This is a genomic window from Bradyrhizobium sp. ISRA464, assembly GCF_029910095.1.
Taxonomy (GTDB): domain Bacteria; phylum Pseudomonadota; class Alphaproteobacteria; order Rhizobiales; family Xanthobacteraceae; genus Bradyrhizobium.
Genome location: NZ_CP094526.1, coordinates 8,311,915 through 8,327,549, shown reverse-complemented (window position 1 = coordinate 8,327,549; position 15,635 = coordinate 8,311,915). Strand labels below are relative to the sequence as shown.

Below are 15,635 nucleotides of genomic sequence, written 5' to 3'. Positions count from 1 at the left end.
ACGGCCGAGATCATGGCAAGCCGATCGTTGCGTCGTGTCGCTGCCTATTCTTGCGAAGACTTCACCAGCCTGATCAGGTCGTTGCCGTAATGCTCGAGCTTCTTGTCGCCGATGCCGGCGATGTTGCGGAGCTCGCTCAGGGTGTCCGGCTGCATTGCGGCGATGCCGTCGATGGTCGAATCGTGCAGCACGACATAGGCCGGCACGCCGCGCTGCCGCGCGATCTCCGCGCGCCAGGCGCGTAGTGCCGCATGCAGCGCGGGGTTAGCGGCGGCGCCCTTGCCGTCGGCCGCGGGCGCAAGCTCGCCGCGGCGCGACTTGCCGCGGATCGCGCGGTTGCGCGCACCTTCCGGCCGCTCGCGCAGCATCACCGCGGTCTCGCCCTTCAGCACGCCGCGCGCGCTGTCGGTCAGCTTTAGCGCGCCATAGGCGTCGCTGTCGGCGCGCAGATGGCCTATCGCCACGAGCTGACGCAGCACCGCGCGCCATTGCTTCTCGTTGAGCTCGCGGCCGATGCCGAACACCGACAATTGGTCGTGATCGAACTGCTTGACGCGCTCGGTCAGCCGCCCGACCAGCACGTCGATCAGGTGCATGGCGCCAAAACGCTGGCCGGTGCGGTAGACGCACGATAACAGCTTCTGCGCCAGCACCTTGCCGTCGCGGATGCGCGGCGGCGTCAGGCAGTTGTCACAATTGCCGCAGTTCTCGCCGTCGTGCATCTCGCCGAAATAGCCGAGCAGGCGCTGCCGGCGGCAATGCGCGGTTTCGGCGAGCGCGACCAGCGCGTCGAGTTTGCCGATCGAGACGCGCTTGAAGGCGTCGGATCCGTTCGATTCGTCGATCATGCGGCGCTGCTGCACGATATCGGACAGGCCGTAGGCCATCCATGCGGTCGACGGCTTGCCGTCACGGCCGGCGCGGCCGGTTTCCTGGTAGTAGGCCTCGACGCTCTTGGGCAGGTCGAGATGCGCGACGAAGCGAACGTCCGGCTTGTCGATGCCCATGCCGAACGCGATCGTGGCGACGATCACGACGCCGTCCTCGTTGATGAAGCGGTCCTGGTGTCGGGCGCGCACGGCGGCATCGAGCCCGGCATGATAGGGTAGCGCCGGAATGCCGACGGCGTTCAGCGACGCTGCGACGTCCTCCACCTTGGCGCGCGACAGGCAGTAGACCACGCCGGCGTCGCCCGCGTGCCGGTCCTTGATGAAATGCTTCAGCTGCGTGATCGCATTCTGCTTGTCGACGATCTCGTAGCGGATGTTGGGGCGGTCGAAGCTCGAGACGAATTGCGGCGCATCCGCGAGCGACAGCCGCTCGGCGATCTCCTTGCGCGTCAGCGCATCCGCGGTCGCGGTCAGCGCGATGCGCGGCACGTCGGGAAAGCGCTCGGCGAGCACCGAGAGGCCGATATATTCGGGTCGGAAGTCGTGGCCCCATTGCGAGACGCAATGCGCCTCGTCGATTGCAAACAGCGCGATCTGCGCTTGGCCGAGCAGATTGAGACAGCGCGGCGTCAGCAGCCGCTCGGGTGCGACATAGAGCAGGTCGAGATCGCCGGCGATCAGCCGCCGCTCGACCTCGGAGGCTTCCTCGTAAGTGAGCGTCGAGTTCAGCACCGCGGCGTTGACGCCGGCCTCCGTGAGGCCCGCGACCTGGTCGCGCATCAGCGCGATCAGCGGCGACACCACGATGCCGCAGCCGTCGCGCAGCAGCGACGGCAGCTGGTAGCACAGCGACTTGCCGCCGCCGGTTGGCATCAGCACCAGGCAATTGCCGCCGCCGGTGACGTGGCGAATGATCTTCTCCTGCGCGCCGCGAAAGCCCGGCAGCCCAAACACGGAATTGAGCACGGACAGCGCATCGCGGGACTCGGCGGGTGCGCGATCGAGGGCTGGCTGGGCGGTCATGATCCGAGGGTCAACAGGCGGTGATCGAAGGCCGGGCGGCCGAACGATCCCGGGGGAGATAGGTTAACAGACGAGCCAACCATAAACTCGATTCAGGCATGGCCGGTCAATCGCGGATCGTCGCAAGCGTCGTTGTCGTCGTGCTGGTGGTCGCGGCCGCGGGCTTCGCCGTGGCCTGGCGGCCGTCGATCGCGGCTGTTGCGCCACCGCGGCCGGATACGTTCGATCCTGATATCGTCAAGCGCGGCCGCGATCTCGCCGCGATCGGCAATTGCAACACCTGTCATACCCTGCGTGGGGCTGCGAATTACGCCGGCGGCGTTCCGGTTCCCACATCGTTCGGAACCGTGTTTTCCTCCAACATCACGCCCGACGCCGAGACCGGGATCGGGCGCTGGTCGGAAGAGGCGTTCGTCCGCGCGATGCGCTCGGGCGTCAGCCGCGACGGCCATCATCTCTACCCGACCTTCCCCTATGACCATTTCACTAATGTTTCGGATGCCGACGACCGGGCGCTCTACGCGTTCCTGATGACCCGGGAGCCGGTTCATGCATCGCCGCCGAAGAATGAGCTGTCCTTTCCGTTCAACTATCGGCCGCTGATCGCCGGGTGGAAATTGCTGTACCTTCGGAGCGCCGACATTCGTCCTGATGCCACGAAGAGCGCGGAATGGAACCGCGGTGCCTATCTGGTCGAAGGACTTGCGCATTGCGGCGCCTGCCACACGCCGCGCAATGCGCTCGGTGCCGAGCGCGTCAACGCGCAGTTTGCCGGCGGCGAGGTCGACAATTGGCACGCCTATGCGCTGAACGACGCGTCGCATGCACCGGTGCGCTGGCACGCCGACGCGCTGTACGCGTATCTGCGTCACGCCTGGCACTCTGACCACGGCACTGCGCGCGGGCCGATGGCCGAGGTCGTCGCCAATCTGTCGTCGGTCGCCGACAGCGACGTGCGCGCCATCGCCGTCTACATGGCCGATATCTCGGGCGCGCCGGCGCCCGACCGCACGCGTTCCGCCGGTGCGGTGGTGGCGCAATCATCTCCAGCGGAAGCGCCGCAGGCGAATGCCGCAGGTGCGGCAATCTATGCCGCGGCCTGCGCCTCCTGCCACGAGGGCAACCGGCCGCTGCCCTATGGCGGCGTCAATCTCGCGCTCAGCACGGCGATCGCGAGCCCCGCTCCGCGCAATCTCATCAACACCGTGCTGTCCGGCGTCTCGGGCGTCGAGGGCGAGCACAGCCCGATCATGCCCGGGTTTGCCGCCAGCATGGATGATGCGCAGATGGTCGCCTTGCTGAACTATCTGCGCGCCCGCTTCGGCAAGCAGCCGGCCTGGAGCGATCTCGACAAGACCGTGCGCGATGCGCGCGCCAGCCAAGCCGTTTCGCTTGCGGCGTCGCCCGATGCGCGCGACGCGCCGGCCAACCCCAAACCGGGAGGCAAGCCATGATGACATTGAAGGTCAATGGCGGGGACCATCGGGTCGAAGCCGACCCGGATACTCCGCTGCTGTATGTGCTGCGCGACGACCTCGGGCTGAATGCGGCCAAGTTCGGCTGCGGGCTCGGGCAGTGCGGCGCCTGCACGGTGATCGTCGATGGCAAGGCGGTGCTGTCCTGTGTCACGCCGCTGGTTCTGCTCGAGGGCAAGCAGGTGACGACGCTCGAAGGGCTCGGCACCGTGGCAGCGCCGGCGCCGATCCAGCGCGCCTTCATGGAGGAGCAGGCGGCGCAATGCGGCTACTGCATCGCGGGGATGATGATGCGCGCGCAGGCGCTGTTGCTGCGCAATCCGAAGCCGACCGATGCGCAGATCCGTGCCGAGTTGGAATCGAATCTCTGCCGTTGCGGCACCCATATGCGCATCCTGCGCGCCGTGCATCGCGCCGCGCGCCTGATCGACACGGCTGATGCCGCGAGCGACGGGAGCCAGCGATGAACGCGCCCGTGATCCTCGATCGCCGCAGCGTGCTGGCCGGTGGCGGCGCGCTGATCATCAGCTTTGCGCTGCGCCCTGCGGCGGCGCAGGAGCAGAGGGCGGGTAGTAGGCCGAAGCTGCCCGGCAGCCTCGCGACCTCGCCCTATCTGGATTCCTGGATTCGCATCGATGCCGACGGCCGTATCACGGCGTTCACCGGCAAGGCCGAACTCGGTCAGGGCTTCAGGACCGCGTTCCAGCAGATCGCTGCCGAACAGCTCGATGTCCCCTTCGATGCGCTGAAGGTGATCACCGCGGACACCAGGCTCACGGCGAACGAAGGCTACACCGCCGGCAGCCACTCGATGCAGGACAGCGGCACCGCGATCCTGAACGCTGCGGCGCAGGCGCGCGCGCTGCTGATCGCGGAAGCCGCACGACGGTTCGGGCTCCCCGCCGACGGGTTGCGGACGGAGAATGCGGCGGTCGTCGCGCCCGACGGTCGGCGGCTGAGCTATGGCGAGCTTGTCGCCGCGAACATCCTGCACGTCCAGGCGCAGCCGGTGTCGAGCCTTAAGGATCCGGCAAGCTTCAAGGTAATGGGCCAACCGGTACCGCGCGTCGATATCCCGGCGAAGGTCACGGGCGGCGCGGCCTATGTGCAGGACATGCGGCTCCTCGGCATGGTGCACGCGCGCGTGGTGCGGCCGCCGAGCTATGGCGCGCAACTGACCGAATGCGACACTTCCGCAATCGAGAAGATGCCCGGCGTGGTGCGGGTAATGCGCGACGGCAATTTTCTCGCCGTGGTGGCGGAGAAGGAGTTTGCGGCGATCAAGGCGATGCAGGCGCTGGCCGCCGTCGCGAAGTGGCAAGAGAGAGCAAAGCTTCCGAACCAGAACGATATGGCAAGCGCGCTGACCGCGCTGCCGTCGCAGGATTTCACGATCCTCCAGCGCAGCAATCCATCGGTGAGCGGCACGAAGGCGCTCGAGGCCACCTATACGCGGCCCTACCAGTCGCATGGCTCGATCGGGCCCTCCTGCGCGGTCGCCCATTTCGTCGACGGCACCATGACCGTGTGGACGCACACGCAAGGCGTCTATCCCGACCGCCAGGCGATCGCCGAGATGCTCGGCCTGCCACCGGAGAGCGTCCGCTTGATCCATACCGAAGGCTCCGGCTGCTACGGCCACAACGGTGCCGACGATGCCGCAGCCGACGCCGCGCTGATTGCCCGCGCGCTTCCCGGGCGTCCGGTGCGGCTGCAGTGGATGCGCGAGCAGGAACACGGCTGGGAGCCCTATGGTCCGGCGATGGTGACCAAGCTGAGCGCCTCGCTCGACGCGAGCGGCAGGATCGCCGACTGGAATTTTGCGGTGTGGAGCAACACGCATTCGATGCGGCCGGGCGGCGCCGGCGCGCTGCTCGCGGCCCAGCACATGGCGCGAGCCTTTGCGGTGCCCGCGCCGAAGCCGCTACCGCTGCCGGAGGGCGGCGGCGATCGCAATGCGATCCCGCTCTACAATTTTCCGAACGCGCATGTGGTGCATCACTTCATCCCGGCGATGCCGCTACGGATCTCCGCGATGCGTGCGCTCGGCGCCTATCACAACGTGTTCTCGCTCGAGAGCTTCATGGATGAACTGGCCGGTCTCGCCGCAACCGACCCGGTCGAATTCCGCCTGAAACATCTCGACGACCCGCGCGGCCGCGCGGTGATCGAGAAGGCGGCCGAGGGGTTCGGTTGGAAGCCCGGCCAGACGGCGCCGCCGAACCGCGGCTACGGCTTTGCGTTCGCGCGCTACAAGAATCTCGCCGCTTATTGCGCCATCGCCTCCGAGGTGGAGGTCGATCGCGAGACCGGCCGCGCGCGGCTGGTGCGCGCGGTCGCCGCCGTCGATGCCGGGCAGGTCGTCAATCCTGACGGGATCACCAACCAGATCGAAGGCGCGATCGTGCAGTCCTCGAGCTGGACGCTGTATGAAAGCGTCAGCTTCGACGAGGCCAGGATCACCAGCATTGACTGGCAGACCTATCCGATCCTGCGTTTCAGTGCGGTACCCGACCGTATCGACGTCCACATCATCAACCGCCCCGGCCAGCCCTTCCTCGGCGCCGGCGAGACCGGGCAGGGGCCGGCTGCCGCGTCGCTCGCCAACGCCATCGCCCATGCGACGGGAAAGCGGCTGCGCGACCTGCCGCTCAGCCGCAAGCGCATCAAGGAGGCGATCGACGCGTAGGCGTCAGACCGTTGGAACGGGTGGCGCCGGTGGCGGCGTCAGTGGCTCGACCTTGTAGGTCTTCGGCAGGTTGATCGGCCGGTAGGTCGGATCCTTCTCCATGCGCTCCAGCACCGAAGCATGGATGGTCGCCCCTTCCGGAATCGGTCGCGGCTCACCGCGCGGCAGATAGAAGCCGAGGAAGGATTTTCGCTCGGGCCATTCCTTCCATTTGGCGCTCTTTGGAATCCACTCAAGGATCTTCCAGGCGGCCGTCAGCGAATTATGCAACGGCGCCGTCGCGCTTGGCGGCACATATTCGTGCTTGTGTGGCGGCAGTGGCAGCCCCCAGGCGAGATGATCGATCAGCGCCTGGTCCACGGTGAGCCCGGCAGCCTTGGCCTGCACGAGCATCCATATCAGCGGAAACTTCGATGCTCCGCTCTGATCTTCCGGATAGCCGCCGCCGACGTCGGAGTGAACGCCGGCGAACCAGACCTGACGGATGTCCTGGTCCACTTCCGTTGCTGGATCGAACGGATCCGACCGGTATTTCTGCGGCTCGATCCAGCGGTTGAGGCGAAACATGCGCCGCCGCTCGTCGATCGAGATCGCTTGGCGGAATCGCTTGACGCTCGAATTGGTGCGGGTGAACAGCAGCGTCTGCAGATCGAACAGGAAGTTGTCCTGCCGCGGCACGATGATCGAGGCCACCGTATCCCAGACCCCGACGAATTCGATGTCGATGTTGCGGCCGCCGGCGATCTGGCTGAAATGCCAGGCCTCCTTCAAGGGCTCCGGGTCGAAGGTGCCGTCGGACCTCTGGCTGTCCGAACTGGCTTTTTTGTAAGAGCTGAACGCGTAGCCGGCGAGGTCGAGTTGATCGACCGGCAAGAGGCCCATCACATGGATGAAGGCCGCCAGCACGCGCACCGTGTAGGCACCTCGGCTGAAGCCGAACAGCCAGACCCGGTCGCCCGGCTCCCAGGTTCTGCACAAAAAGACGTAGGCGCCGAGCGTGTCCTCGTCGAGGCCTGCGCCGGTGGCAAGCCCGAGCACGCCGCGTACCTGCTGCTTGAAGCGCCCCCAGGCGCTCTGCAGGCCGATCGTGCCGAGACCGGGATGATAATAGATTCGCTGCCGGCCGTTCTTCTCGGTAACGCGAAACAGCTTCAGAATGTTGGAAATATTGGCGCCGATCTCGTTGCCGGTGCCGTCGCAACAAATCACAATATCCTTCGGCATCCGTAGCCCCTGCGGTCGCCGTGAATTCTCGCGCCTATGTAAGCCAGGATGCGCTCGGGATTCAATCTTTAATTGAAGGATGTTGTGTTACACGGGCCGCACCTTGTCGGTTGGAACACAGGCTCCCACCGCCCGGCCGCACGTTGTCGGCACGCGTCTGCTTGCGGCAATCCGTGGCGCCCAGCTCGGCGAACTCGTCACGTCAGATCTTCGGATGAAGTATATCTGTCCGATCCTGTTCCCGCTCGATCTGATCGTCATGCTGGCGCTTGCGGGCTCGATGGGCGCGGCATCGGCGCACTGGATCAAGCAGCTCGATCCGTCCGTCGAATGGCTCGGCCTTTTGCTGCCGGCGGTCTATCTCCTCAGCGACCTGATCGAGGACGCCTGCTGGCGTGGCTGCTGTTGCGCGGCGATCCGAACGGGACGGAGCGGACGGTCCCGATGTTGAAGGCGATCACGACGATCAAACTCGTCAGCATTTCTGCGGCGATCGCGCTGACCCTGATCTCGTTCGTCGGTTGGCTATTCCGCGACTGGCTGACCGTCGACGCCACGGTCTAGACAACCTCAAACCTATTGATACGTCGCCACGATGTCGGAGACGGCGCGTTCGAGCTGCTTGGCGGTGGAGCATTGGCGCACCACGCTGCAGAAGGTTGCATAGCGCGGCATCTCCGAGTCCCCGAAGCCCCAGGTCATGCGTCCCTCGGGGTTGAGCCACACCAGCCGCTTGGAGCGTTCGCCGATGCGGCGCAGGATGTCGGCGCGCGGATCGAGATTGTTGCTGCGGGCGTCGCCGAGCACGATCACGGTGGTCTGCGGCGTCACCGTGCTCATCCACTCATCCTCGAAATCGGCGAATGAATTGCCGTAGTCGGACGAGCCGAAGCCGACCTTGGCCATGATCTCCTTCATCGCCTCTTCCGGCGATTTGGTTTCGAGGATGCGGCTGACCTCGATCAGGTGCCCGGAGAAGGCGAACGAGCGGACGTCGTCCACGACCTCGTGCAAGCTGTGGATCAGAAGCAGGAAGAAGTCCGAGACCCGCGCGACCGAGCCGGAGACGTCGCACAGCGCCACGATCTTCGGCCGGTCGCGGTGCTTGCGCTTCCAGGCGGTCAGGAAGGGCACGCCGCCCCAGGCTGCGTTTCGCCGCAGCGTGCGGCGGACGTCGAGGTGGCCGCGGCGCTGCCGCTTGCGCGGTTTGGAGTAGCGCTCGCGCAGGCGGCGCGCGATCTGGCGGATCAGCGTGCGCATCTGCTCGACCTGGCGCGGCTCGATCCGCGCCAGCGGCGCGTTGCGCAGGATCTCGTTGCGCAGGTTCTCCGCCTCCTCGCGGCCGTACAACAGAAGCGCCTGCGAGACCGCGTCTCGCACCGCGCCGCGCAGGCCGTTGAGCGCGTCCTGCAGCCGCTCGGCGAGCGCGAGATTGCTCGCGGTCAGTTCGTCGATGTCGTCGCGCAGACGTTGGATGCCCATCGCGTCGAGGATGCGGGTCTGGAAGATGCCGCGCTGGGTGAAATAGCGGATGTCAGACAGTAACGCCGCGCCCGAGGCGTTGGCGACCGCGGTCGAGATCGCGCTGCGGTCCTGCGACAGCAGCATCTGCGCCAGCGGCCCGATATTCTCGTTCGCGGCGCCGCCGCTGGTGTCGCCGTGGGCATCGGCCGACGGATTGGCGCCCGACTCATCGTTGTCGTCCGACTTGCTCTGTTCGCTGCTGTCCTGCTGCGGCTCGGGCTGGCTGAAGAACAGATCGAAGCAATCGCCGAGCGCGCGCTTCTCGTCCTGGGTCTTGGCAAGCGTCAGCAGGAAGGTGTCGCGCAGGATCGCGCGGTCGGTGAAGCCGATCTTGGCCACCGCGCGCATCGCATCGATGCTTTCGGCGGGCGAGACCCGGACCCCGGCTCCTCGCGCCGCACGAAAGAAGCGATGCAGGTTCTCGCGCATCCGGGTTAGCTGAACACGCCTTGCCGCGACGCCTTGGCGATGAAGGTCGAGATCTGGGGCGTCGCGGCCTCGATGTCGGCCTCGTATTTCAGGAGCACGTTGAGCGTGTCCTTGACGATCTCATGATTGAGCTCGTTTGTCTCCAGCAGCACCAGCACACGCGCCCAGTCGATCGCTTCGCTGACCGAGGGCAGCTTCTTCAGGTCGAGGCTGCGGATCTCGTGGATGAAGCTGACCATCTGCTTACGCAGGGTCTGCGAGATGCCGGGCACGCGGCTTTCCACGATGCGCTCCTCCAGCTTCTGCTCGGGGAAGCCGATATGCAGATGCAGGCAGCGCCGCTTCAAGGCATCGCCGAGATCGCGCTCGCTGTTCGAGGTCAGGATCACGGTTGGCGGCGCGACCGCCGACACTGTGCCGAGCTCGGGGATGGTGACCTGGAAGTCCGAGAGGATCTCCAGCAGCAGCGATTCGAATTCCGCGTCGGACTTGTCGATCTCGTCGATCAGGAGCACGCAGCCGGCGGGCTGCTCGAGCGCCTGCAACAGCGGGCGCGGCTCGACGAACTCCTTGGAAAAGAACACATCGCCGAAGGTGTGGAGCTGGTCGAGCGCTGCATGCAATGTCTGCGCGCCGCCGAGCACCTCGCCGAGCTTGTCCTTCAGGATCTGGGTGTAGAGCAGCTGCTTGGCATACTTCCACTCGTACAGCGCCTTGGCCTCGTCGAGGCCCTCATAGCACTGCAGCCGGATCATCTTCATGCCGCGCCAGGCCGCGATGGCTTTTGCCAGCTCGGTCTTGCCGACGCCGGCGGGGCCTTCGACCAGGATCGGCTTCTCGATCTGCTGCGACAGATAGACCGCGGTCGCGATCTGCCGGCTTGCAATATAGCCTTGCGCGGCGAGGCCGCCTTCCACGGCCTCGATCGAGGCGGTGGGCCTAGTGTCAGCCACGAGGATCAGCTCCGAATTTGCCTTGAACTCGAACCTGTTCTGCCCCCGTTGCGGGCAAAGCACAAGGCTCGTTTGGCCCGCAACAGCGCGGGGTTGGCGCATGGTTCCGGCGTATTCCGCCGAGCGCAATACGGCTGTGAGGTTTAGCTCGCGCAGCTCTTCACGAAATCCTTGCGCTGCGGGCCGACGATCTTCTGAGCCACGGCCTGCTTCAGGCAATCGAGCCGCGCCTGCGCCATGCAGAGCTGCATCTGGTCACGCCTCTCCTGGCCCTTCAAGGCCTGCGCCGTGCTCTGGCAGGCCGCGCGCTTCGCGCCGGGTACGGGAGCCGTCGCGGTGTTGTCCTGCGCAGGGGCCGCCGCTTGTGCCGGCGCGGCGGGGGCCGGACTTGTCGTGGATTGCGCAAAGGCCGCGACCGAGAACAGCAGCGAGCCGGCTGAGACGAGGGCTGCGACGGAACGTTTCATTGGTGCCTCCACAAGCATGCTTCGGACACGTGGAAACCGGTTGTCCGAAAGGTCATGCCAGACCAGGAAAGGAGGCCGACAATTAAAAGCGGGTGCCTGAATGCGCGGTGAATGCGTGCGAAGCCCGCTTCACCTCAGCGTGAGGCCGGTCGCGGCCTCGAGCTCGCCGATCGCCTGCGCAGCGTTCAGCACCTTGATCGTGGTCATGCCCATCTCCCGCGCCGGCTTCAGGTTGACGCCGAGGTCGTCGAGATAGACGCAGTTCTTCGGGTTCACCTGCAGAGTCTCCACCATCATCCGGTAGATGCGCGGATCGGGCTTGCGCAGGCCGATCTTGGCGGACTCGATGACGTGGTTGAACAGCGCCATCACTTCGGCGACATAGAGCGTGCGCCCGCTGTGACTGCCGATCGCGTTCGACGGCAGATTGTTGGTGATGCATCCGGTCTTGAATTTCGCCTTGATGCGCTTCAGCGCTTCGACCATCTCGGGGCGCAGGTCGCCGGAGAGCAGCGGCAGCACGTCCTTGCCCCGCACCTCGGCGCCGAGCGCTTTCGATTCCACGGCGAACAGTCTGTCGAAGGTCTCGGCATCGATCTCGGCGCGCTCGAATTTGGCCCAGGCGTTCTCGAGATGATTGGCGGCGTTGGTGCGGCGGATGATGTCGATCGGCAACCCGCGCTCGGTCTCGTAGCGTGCAAACGCCTCGAACGGCGAGGTGGTCAAGACGCCGCCGAAATCCCAGATCACTGCTTCAATCATCGCTTTCCTGCCCAATGCTGCATTGCATGGGGCAGCGGCTAACACGGATCGGGGATCGGGACCAGCCCGATCCGGCTTGGCGATGAGGACGGCTCAGGCTATTGCTGCGCCCATGAAAATACCTCGCTTGATCCTTGCAGCCACGCTGTCGCTCGCCTCCGCTCCTGCGCTCGCCATCGTCGGTGGCGGCGCACCGTCGACAGGGGGCGTCGCACGCTCCGTCGTCACCATCGTCGGCTCGCGCGGCAATTTCTGCACCGGCGCGCTGATCGCACCGAAGGTCGTGCTGACCGCGGCGCATTGCGTGCAGCCCGGCGCCGACTACAAGATCGTCGAGTATGGAGGGGACCGGCAGCCGAGGCTGCAGGACGTCAGGACGGTGACGATCCATCCGGGCTTTCGGATGCAGGCGATGCTCAATCATGCCGCGACCGCCGATGTCGCGCTGCTGCAGCTCGCGGCACCGGTGGCCGGCAAGGCGCCGGCTGCCCTCGGCATGCCCAACATCCCGATCCAGGTCGGCGGTCGCTTCACGATCGCCGGTGTCGGCGTCACCGTGCGCGGCGACGGCAAGAGCGGCGGCACCATCCGCGTCGCCGGGCTGATCGCGAGCGGCAAGCCCGGCACGCTGCAGATTCGCCTGGTCGATCCGGTCGGGCAGGGCATGCGCGACGGGCTCGGCGCCTGCACCGGCGATTCCGGCGCGCCGGTGTTCGAGGACAAGCAGAGCGGGCCCGCAATCGTCGGCGTGGTGAGCTGGTCGACCGGGCCGAACGGCACTGCCGGCTGCGGCGGCATCACCGGCGTCACGCCACTGACGATCTACCGCGACTGGGTCATGCAAACCGCGCGGCAGTGGGGGGCGAGCTTCTAGCGCAGTGATGTCGTAGGGTGGGCAAAGCGCAGCGTGCCCACCCTCACGAGCCGTGCAAGGATGGTGGGCACGGCGCAAGAGCGCCTTTGCCCACCCTACGATCTCCTGACAGCGATTGTCATCGCCGGGCTTGACCCGGCGATCCATCGCAAGAGATTCGAATCTTTGATGATCAATGCTCCGCCGCCTTCTTCGCCGCGGCGTTGTTCAGCACGATCAGGCCGTCGACGGCGACGCCGAGCCTGGTGTTGATCAGGAAGGGATTGACGTCGATCGAGGCGATGCGGCCATCGGCGTCCGCCATCAGGTTGGAGAGGCCGACCAGCGCCTTCACCACCGATGCTTCGTGCAACGCGGGCTTGCCGCGATAACCCCTGAGCTTGACGCCGGCCTTGGTCTTCGCGATCAGCTCTTTCGCTTCGGCCGCGTCGAGCGGCGCGCCGGCGAGCGCGACGTCCTTCATCAGCTCGATGTCGATGCCGCCGGTGCCGAACAGCACCACGGGGCCCATCTCGGCATCGAGCGAGGCGCCGACCACGAGCTCAAGGTCGGCCTTGACCTGCTGCGCGATCAGAATGCCCTCGAGCTTCGGCTTGCCCTTCAGCTTCTTCACCCGCGCGGTGATGTCGTTGAAGGCCTTCTTCACTTCGGCCGCGCTGTTCAGGTTGAGCACCACGCCGCCGATGTCGGACTTGTGCAGGATGTCAGGGCTGACCACCTTTGCGACCACCGGAAAGCCGATTGTGTTGGCGATCTTCACGGCGTCCGCCGCGGTCTGCGCGACCTCTTCCTTCGAGATCGGAATGCCATAGGCCTTGAGCAGCTTCTTCGATGCGACCTCGTCGAGCGCGGCGGCGCCGTCGGCGGCCTTCAGCGTCTTTTCCAGCAGAGCACGCGCCGAAGGCTTCGAGCTCGACACGACGTCGGGCACCTCCCTGCGCAGGCCGGCATAGTCGATTAGCGACTTGATGGCGCCGACTGCGCGGTCGAGGCCCTGCAGCACCGCGATATTGGGCAGGCTCTTGCGCAGTCCCTTGGTGAACTCGGTGAAGCCGATCGACATCGCGCTGATATAGATCACCGGCTTGTTGGCCTGGCCCGCCATCTCGTTGACGATGCGAAGGTTACGCTCGCGCAGCTCGTGCGGCGCCTTCGGCAGCTCGGCATCGATGATGACGATATCGGTGTCGGGATCGTCGATCATGATCTTGATCGACTTCATGTAGACGGACGGATCGACCACCGCGGCAAAGCCGGCATCGAGCGGGTTGCCGACGATGCTGCCGGGGCCGAGCATTTTTGCCAGCTGCTCGCTGGCATTGGGGCCCAGCGGCGCGAAATTCAGGCCGGCGGAATAGAAGGCGTCGATCAGCAGGCCGCGCTTGCCGCCCGACAGCGACACCGCCGCGAGGCGATTGCCTTTCGGCGGATCGGCATGGACGAAGCACTCCGTGGTCTCGATCAGCTCGTCCAGGCCGCGCACGCGGATCACGCCTTCACGGGTCGAGATCGCGTCGAATGTCTCGATCGAGCCGGCGAGTGCGCCGGTGTGGGCCATCGCAGCGGCCCGGCCGCCTTCGGATGCGCCGAGTTTGAGCGCGATCACCGGCTTGCCCGCGGCGCGCGCCGCCTTGCAGGCGTCCCGGAACACCTTCGTGTTCCGGACGCCTTCGAGATAGACCACGATGACGCGGATGCTCGGATCGGCGGCGAAATAGGCCATCAGGTCGGGCGTCTCGAGCCCGGATTCGTTGCCCGTCGTGACCATGTAGCCGACGCCGACGCCGCGATCCTCCAGTGCCTGGCGGATCGCCATCACGATCGCGCCGGATTGGCCGGCGACGGCGACCGGGCCCTGCTCCATGGTGACGATGCGGTCGTCGATATTGGTGAACAGGTTCTCGCCGGCGCTTAGGTTACCGAGGCAGTTCGGGCCGGTGACCGCGAGCCCGGTCTCCTCGATCGCCTGCTTCAGCTCGACCGCGAGCCGCTGGCTCTCCTCGTCCTGTAGTTCGCTAAAGCCCGAGGTGACGATGGTCGCCGAGCGCGCGCCGGCCGCGGCCGCGTCGCGGATGACCTGCACCGCAAAGCGTGCCGGCACCAGCACCAGCACATGGTCAGGCTTTTCGGGGAGGCTGGCAAAGTCCTTGTAGCAGGTGACGCCCCAGATCGTTTCGCGCTTGGCGTTGATCGGGAACAGGCCGCCGGCATATTTGTACTTGATCAGGTTGTTCCAGATCCGCTCGGCATAATTGCCCGGCTTGTCGGTGGCGCCAACCAGCACGATGTTGCGCGGGTGCAGCATCGCATGAATGCTCTTGACGATGTCGCTGGCATCAATGGGCGGCGTCCATTTGGTGGAGGGATGAGACGCGGTGCTTGCGAAAGCTTCCATGGAGCCTGCCCTTATCCTTGTCTTTGTTTCCTCTGGCCGGCGGTCGATCGCCGCCGGCCAGGATTTTTCATTGTTCTTATGGCGCAGGGAAGAGGGGCGTGGCAACTCACGCCAGCGCAAATCAGGGCATCGCATGCGATATCCCGGCAGACGCAAAATTCATGGACTGCATCAGGAGCCCGGTTCAATCAGGGTGGCGTGCAGCAGATAGCGTTCCGGGCCCGAGGACAACGCGTCGAACGGCCAGCAGGTCGACAGCACCAGCTCATATTGATCCGTCAGGGGATCGATGCCGGACTGGTCGAAGCGGACGACGGCGGTGCGATCGGCCCGATAGCGGAACGTCCTGCCATCGCTTCTTGTGACATCGATCTCGTCACCAACAGCGACATCCTTCAGGAAGCGGAAATGGGTGTCGCGATGCGCGGAATAAACCGCGACGCCGCGCTCGCCGGCGTCGACCGTCTGCTCGAGGTGGCCAGGACCGAAGGCCAGCGCCTGGCCGCTGCTGCCGGCCAGCGCGATCGCGGAGCCGTGAAGGCGCTTCACCTCGATGCGGGCAACCGGCCAAGTGTCGGCCCAGCTCCACGGCTTCACGGGATGCCCGGTGGCGATCGTCCTTGCAAGCGCGCGCTCCAGCAGCACCTGCGCGAGCAGCGCCTTAGCGTGGATGTAGGCGCCCTGGCCGAACAGGATCAGGCCGATGAGGGCGAAGACTGCGGGGGCGATGAAGCGGGGCATTGCTTGCTCCCGTCATTGCGAGGAGCGAAGCGACGAAGCAATCCATCCTATCCTGGCGCGTTGACATGGATTGCTTCGCTTCGCTCGCAATAACAGCTTGGGTAAAAGTGGCGCGCGCGGCCCTTGGGGACGGGTGGGAGGCCGCGCGCGCTTTTGAAAGAGGAGGTCGGGGGCACCTCCTCCTTTCAT

The 15,635-nt window shown here is 65.8% G+C and carries 13 protein-coding genes; 5 read left to right on the top strand and 8 right to left on the bottom strand.

Features of this window, described 5'->3' with window-relative positions; translation table 11 throughout:
- Positions 1–44: 44 nt before the first annotated feature.
- Positions 45–1,913 carry a DNA helicase RecQ gene (gene recQ / locus MTX19_RS38585; RefSeq protein ID WP_280981834.1) on the bottom strand — a complete coding sequence of 623 codons (1,869 nt, stop codon included), beginning with the start codon at positions 1,911–1,913 and terminating at the stop codon, positions 45–47.
- A gap of 98 nt (positions 1,914–2,011) precedes the next feature.
- On the opposite strand from recQ, the gene MTX19_RS38580 reads away from it, so the two are divergent.
- Genes MTX19_RS38580 through MTX19_RS38570 form a run of 3 tightly spaced genes read left to right on the top strand, consistent with a single transcriptional unit; the run spans position 2,012 to position 6,077 of the window.
- A complete protein-coding gene (locus tag MTX19_RS38580; RefSeq protein ID WP_280981833.1) occupies positions 2,012–3,367 on the top strand; it encodes a cytochrome c in 1,356 nt (451 codons plus the stop codon).
- A complete protein-coding gene (locus MTX19_RS38575; protein WP_280981832.1) occupies positions 3,364–3,855 on the top strand; it encodes a (2Fe-2S)-binding protein in 492 nt (163 codons plus the stop codon). Before MTX19_RS38580 ends, MTX19_RS38575 begins: the two co-directional genes overlap by 4 nt.
- Entirely contained in the window at positions 3,852–6,077 is a 2,226-nt protein-coding gene (locus MTX19_RS38570) for a molybdopterin cofactor-binding domain-containing protein (protein ID WP_280985764.1), read from the top strand. Before MTX19_RS38575 ends, MTX19_RS38570 begins: the two co-directional genes overlap by 4 nt.
- 3 nt (positions 6,078–6,080) lie before the next feature.
- Here MTX19_RS38570 and MTX19_RS38565 read toward each other — a convergent pair whose 3' ends face one another.
- Positions 6,081–7,301: a DUF2235 domain-containing protein gene (locus tag MTX19_RS38565; protein ID WP_280985763.1), complete on the bottom strand. Its 1,221-nt coding sequence runs from the start codon at positions 7,299–7,301 to the stop codon at positions 6,081–6,083.
- 214 nt (positions 7,302–7,515) lie between these two features.
- Here MTX19_RS38565 and MTX19_RS38560 point away from each other — a divergent pair, with 214 nt between their 5' ends.
- Positions 7,516–7,752 carry a hypothetical protein gene (locus MTX19_RS38560; protein ID WP_280981829.1) on the top strand — a complete coding sequence of 79 codons (237 nt, stop codon included), beginning with the start codon at positions 7,516–7,518 and terminating at the stop codon, positions 7,750–7,752.
- A 125-nt stretch (positions 7,753–7,877) separates the two neighbouring features.
- Here the strand turns inward: MTX19_RS38560 and MTX19_RS38555 are convergent, their stop codons facing one another.
- The 4 genes from MTX19_RS38555 to MTX19_RS38540 form a co-directional block, all read right to left on the bottom strand.
- The gene (locus MTX19_RS38555) at positions 7,878–9,254 is read right to left on the bottom strand and encodes a VWA domain-containing protein (protein ID WP_280981828.1); all 1,377 of its coding nucleotides are present in this window, start codon (positions 9,252–9,254) and stop codon (positions 7,878–7,880) included.
- A gap of 5 nt (positions 9,255–9,259) precedes the next feature.
- Positions 9,260–10,207 (bottom strand): MoxR family ATPase, encoded by a 948-nt coding sequence (locus MTX19_RS38550; RefSeq protein ID WP_280981827.1) that lies wholly within the window; start codon positions 10,205–10,207, stop codon positions 9,260–9,262.
- 143 nt (positions 10,208–10,350) lie between these two features.
- Positions 10,351–10,674, bottom strand: coding sequence for a hypothetical protein (locus MTX19_RS38545; RefSeq protein WP_280981826.1), 324 nt, complete (start codon positions 10,672–10,674; stop codon positions 10,351–10,353).
- Positions 10,675–10,803: 129 nt separating this feature from the next.
- Positions 10,804–11,436, bottom strand: coding sequence for an HAD-IA family hydrolase (locus MTX19_RS38540; RefSeq protein ID WP_280981825.1), 633 nt, complete (start codon positions 11,434–11,436; stop codon positions 10,804–10,806).
- A 112-nt stretch (positions 11,437–11,548) separates the two neighbouring features.
- Between MTX19_RS38540 and MTX19_RS38535 the strand changes: the two genes are divergently transcribed.
- Positions 11,549–12,310 (top strand): trypsin-like serine protease, encoded by a 762-nt coding sequence (locus tag MTX19_RS38535; RefSeq protein ID WP_280981824.1) that lies wholly within the window; start codon positions 11,549–11,551, stop codon positions 12,308–12,310.
- A 172-nt stretch (positions 12,311–12,482) separates the two neighbouring features.
- Here MTX19_RS38535 and MTX19_RS38530 read toward each other — a convergent pair whose 3' ends face one another.
- Both MTX19_RS38530 and MTX19_RS38525 read right to left on the bottom strand, forming a co-directional pair.
- Complete coding sequence (locus tag MTX19_RS38530; protein WP_280985762.1) at positions 12,483–14,705, bottom strand: acetate--CoA ligase family protein; 2,223 nt, start codon at positions 14,703–14,705, stop codon at positions 12,483–12,485.
- Positions 14,706–14,876: 171 nt separating this feature from the next.
- The gene (locus MTX19_RS38525) at positions 14,877–15,446 is read right to left on the bottom strand and encodes a class GN sortase (RefSeq protein WP_280981822.1); all 570 of its coding nucleotides are present in this window, start codon (positions 15,444–15,446) and stop codon (positions 14,877–14,879) included.
- Positions 15,447–15,635 lie beyond the last annotated feature (189 nt).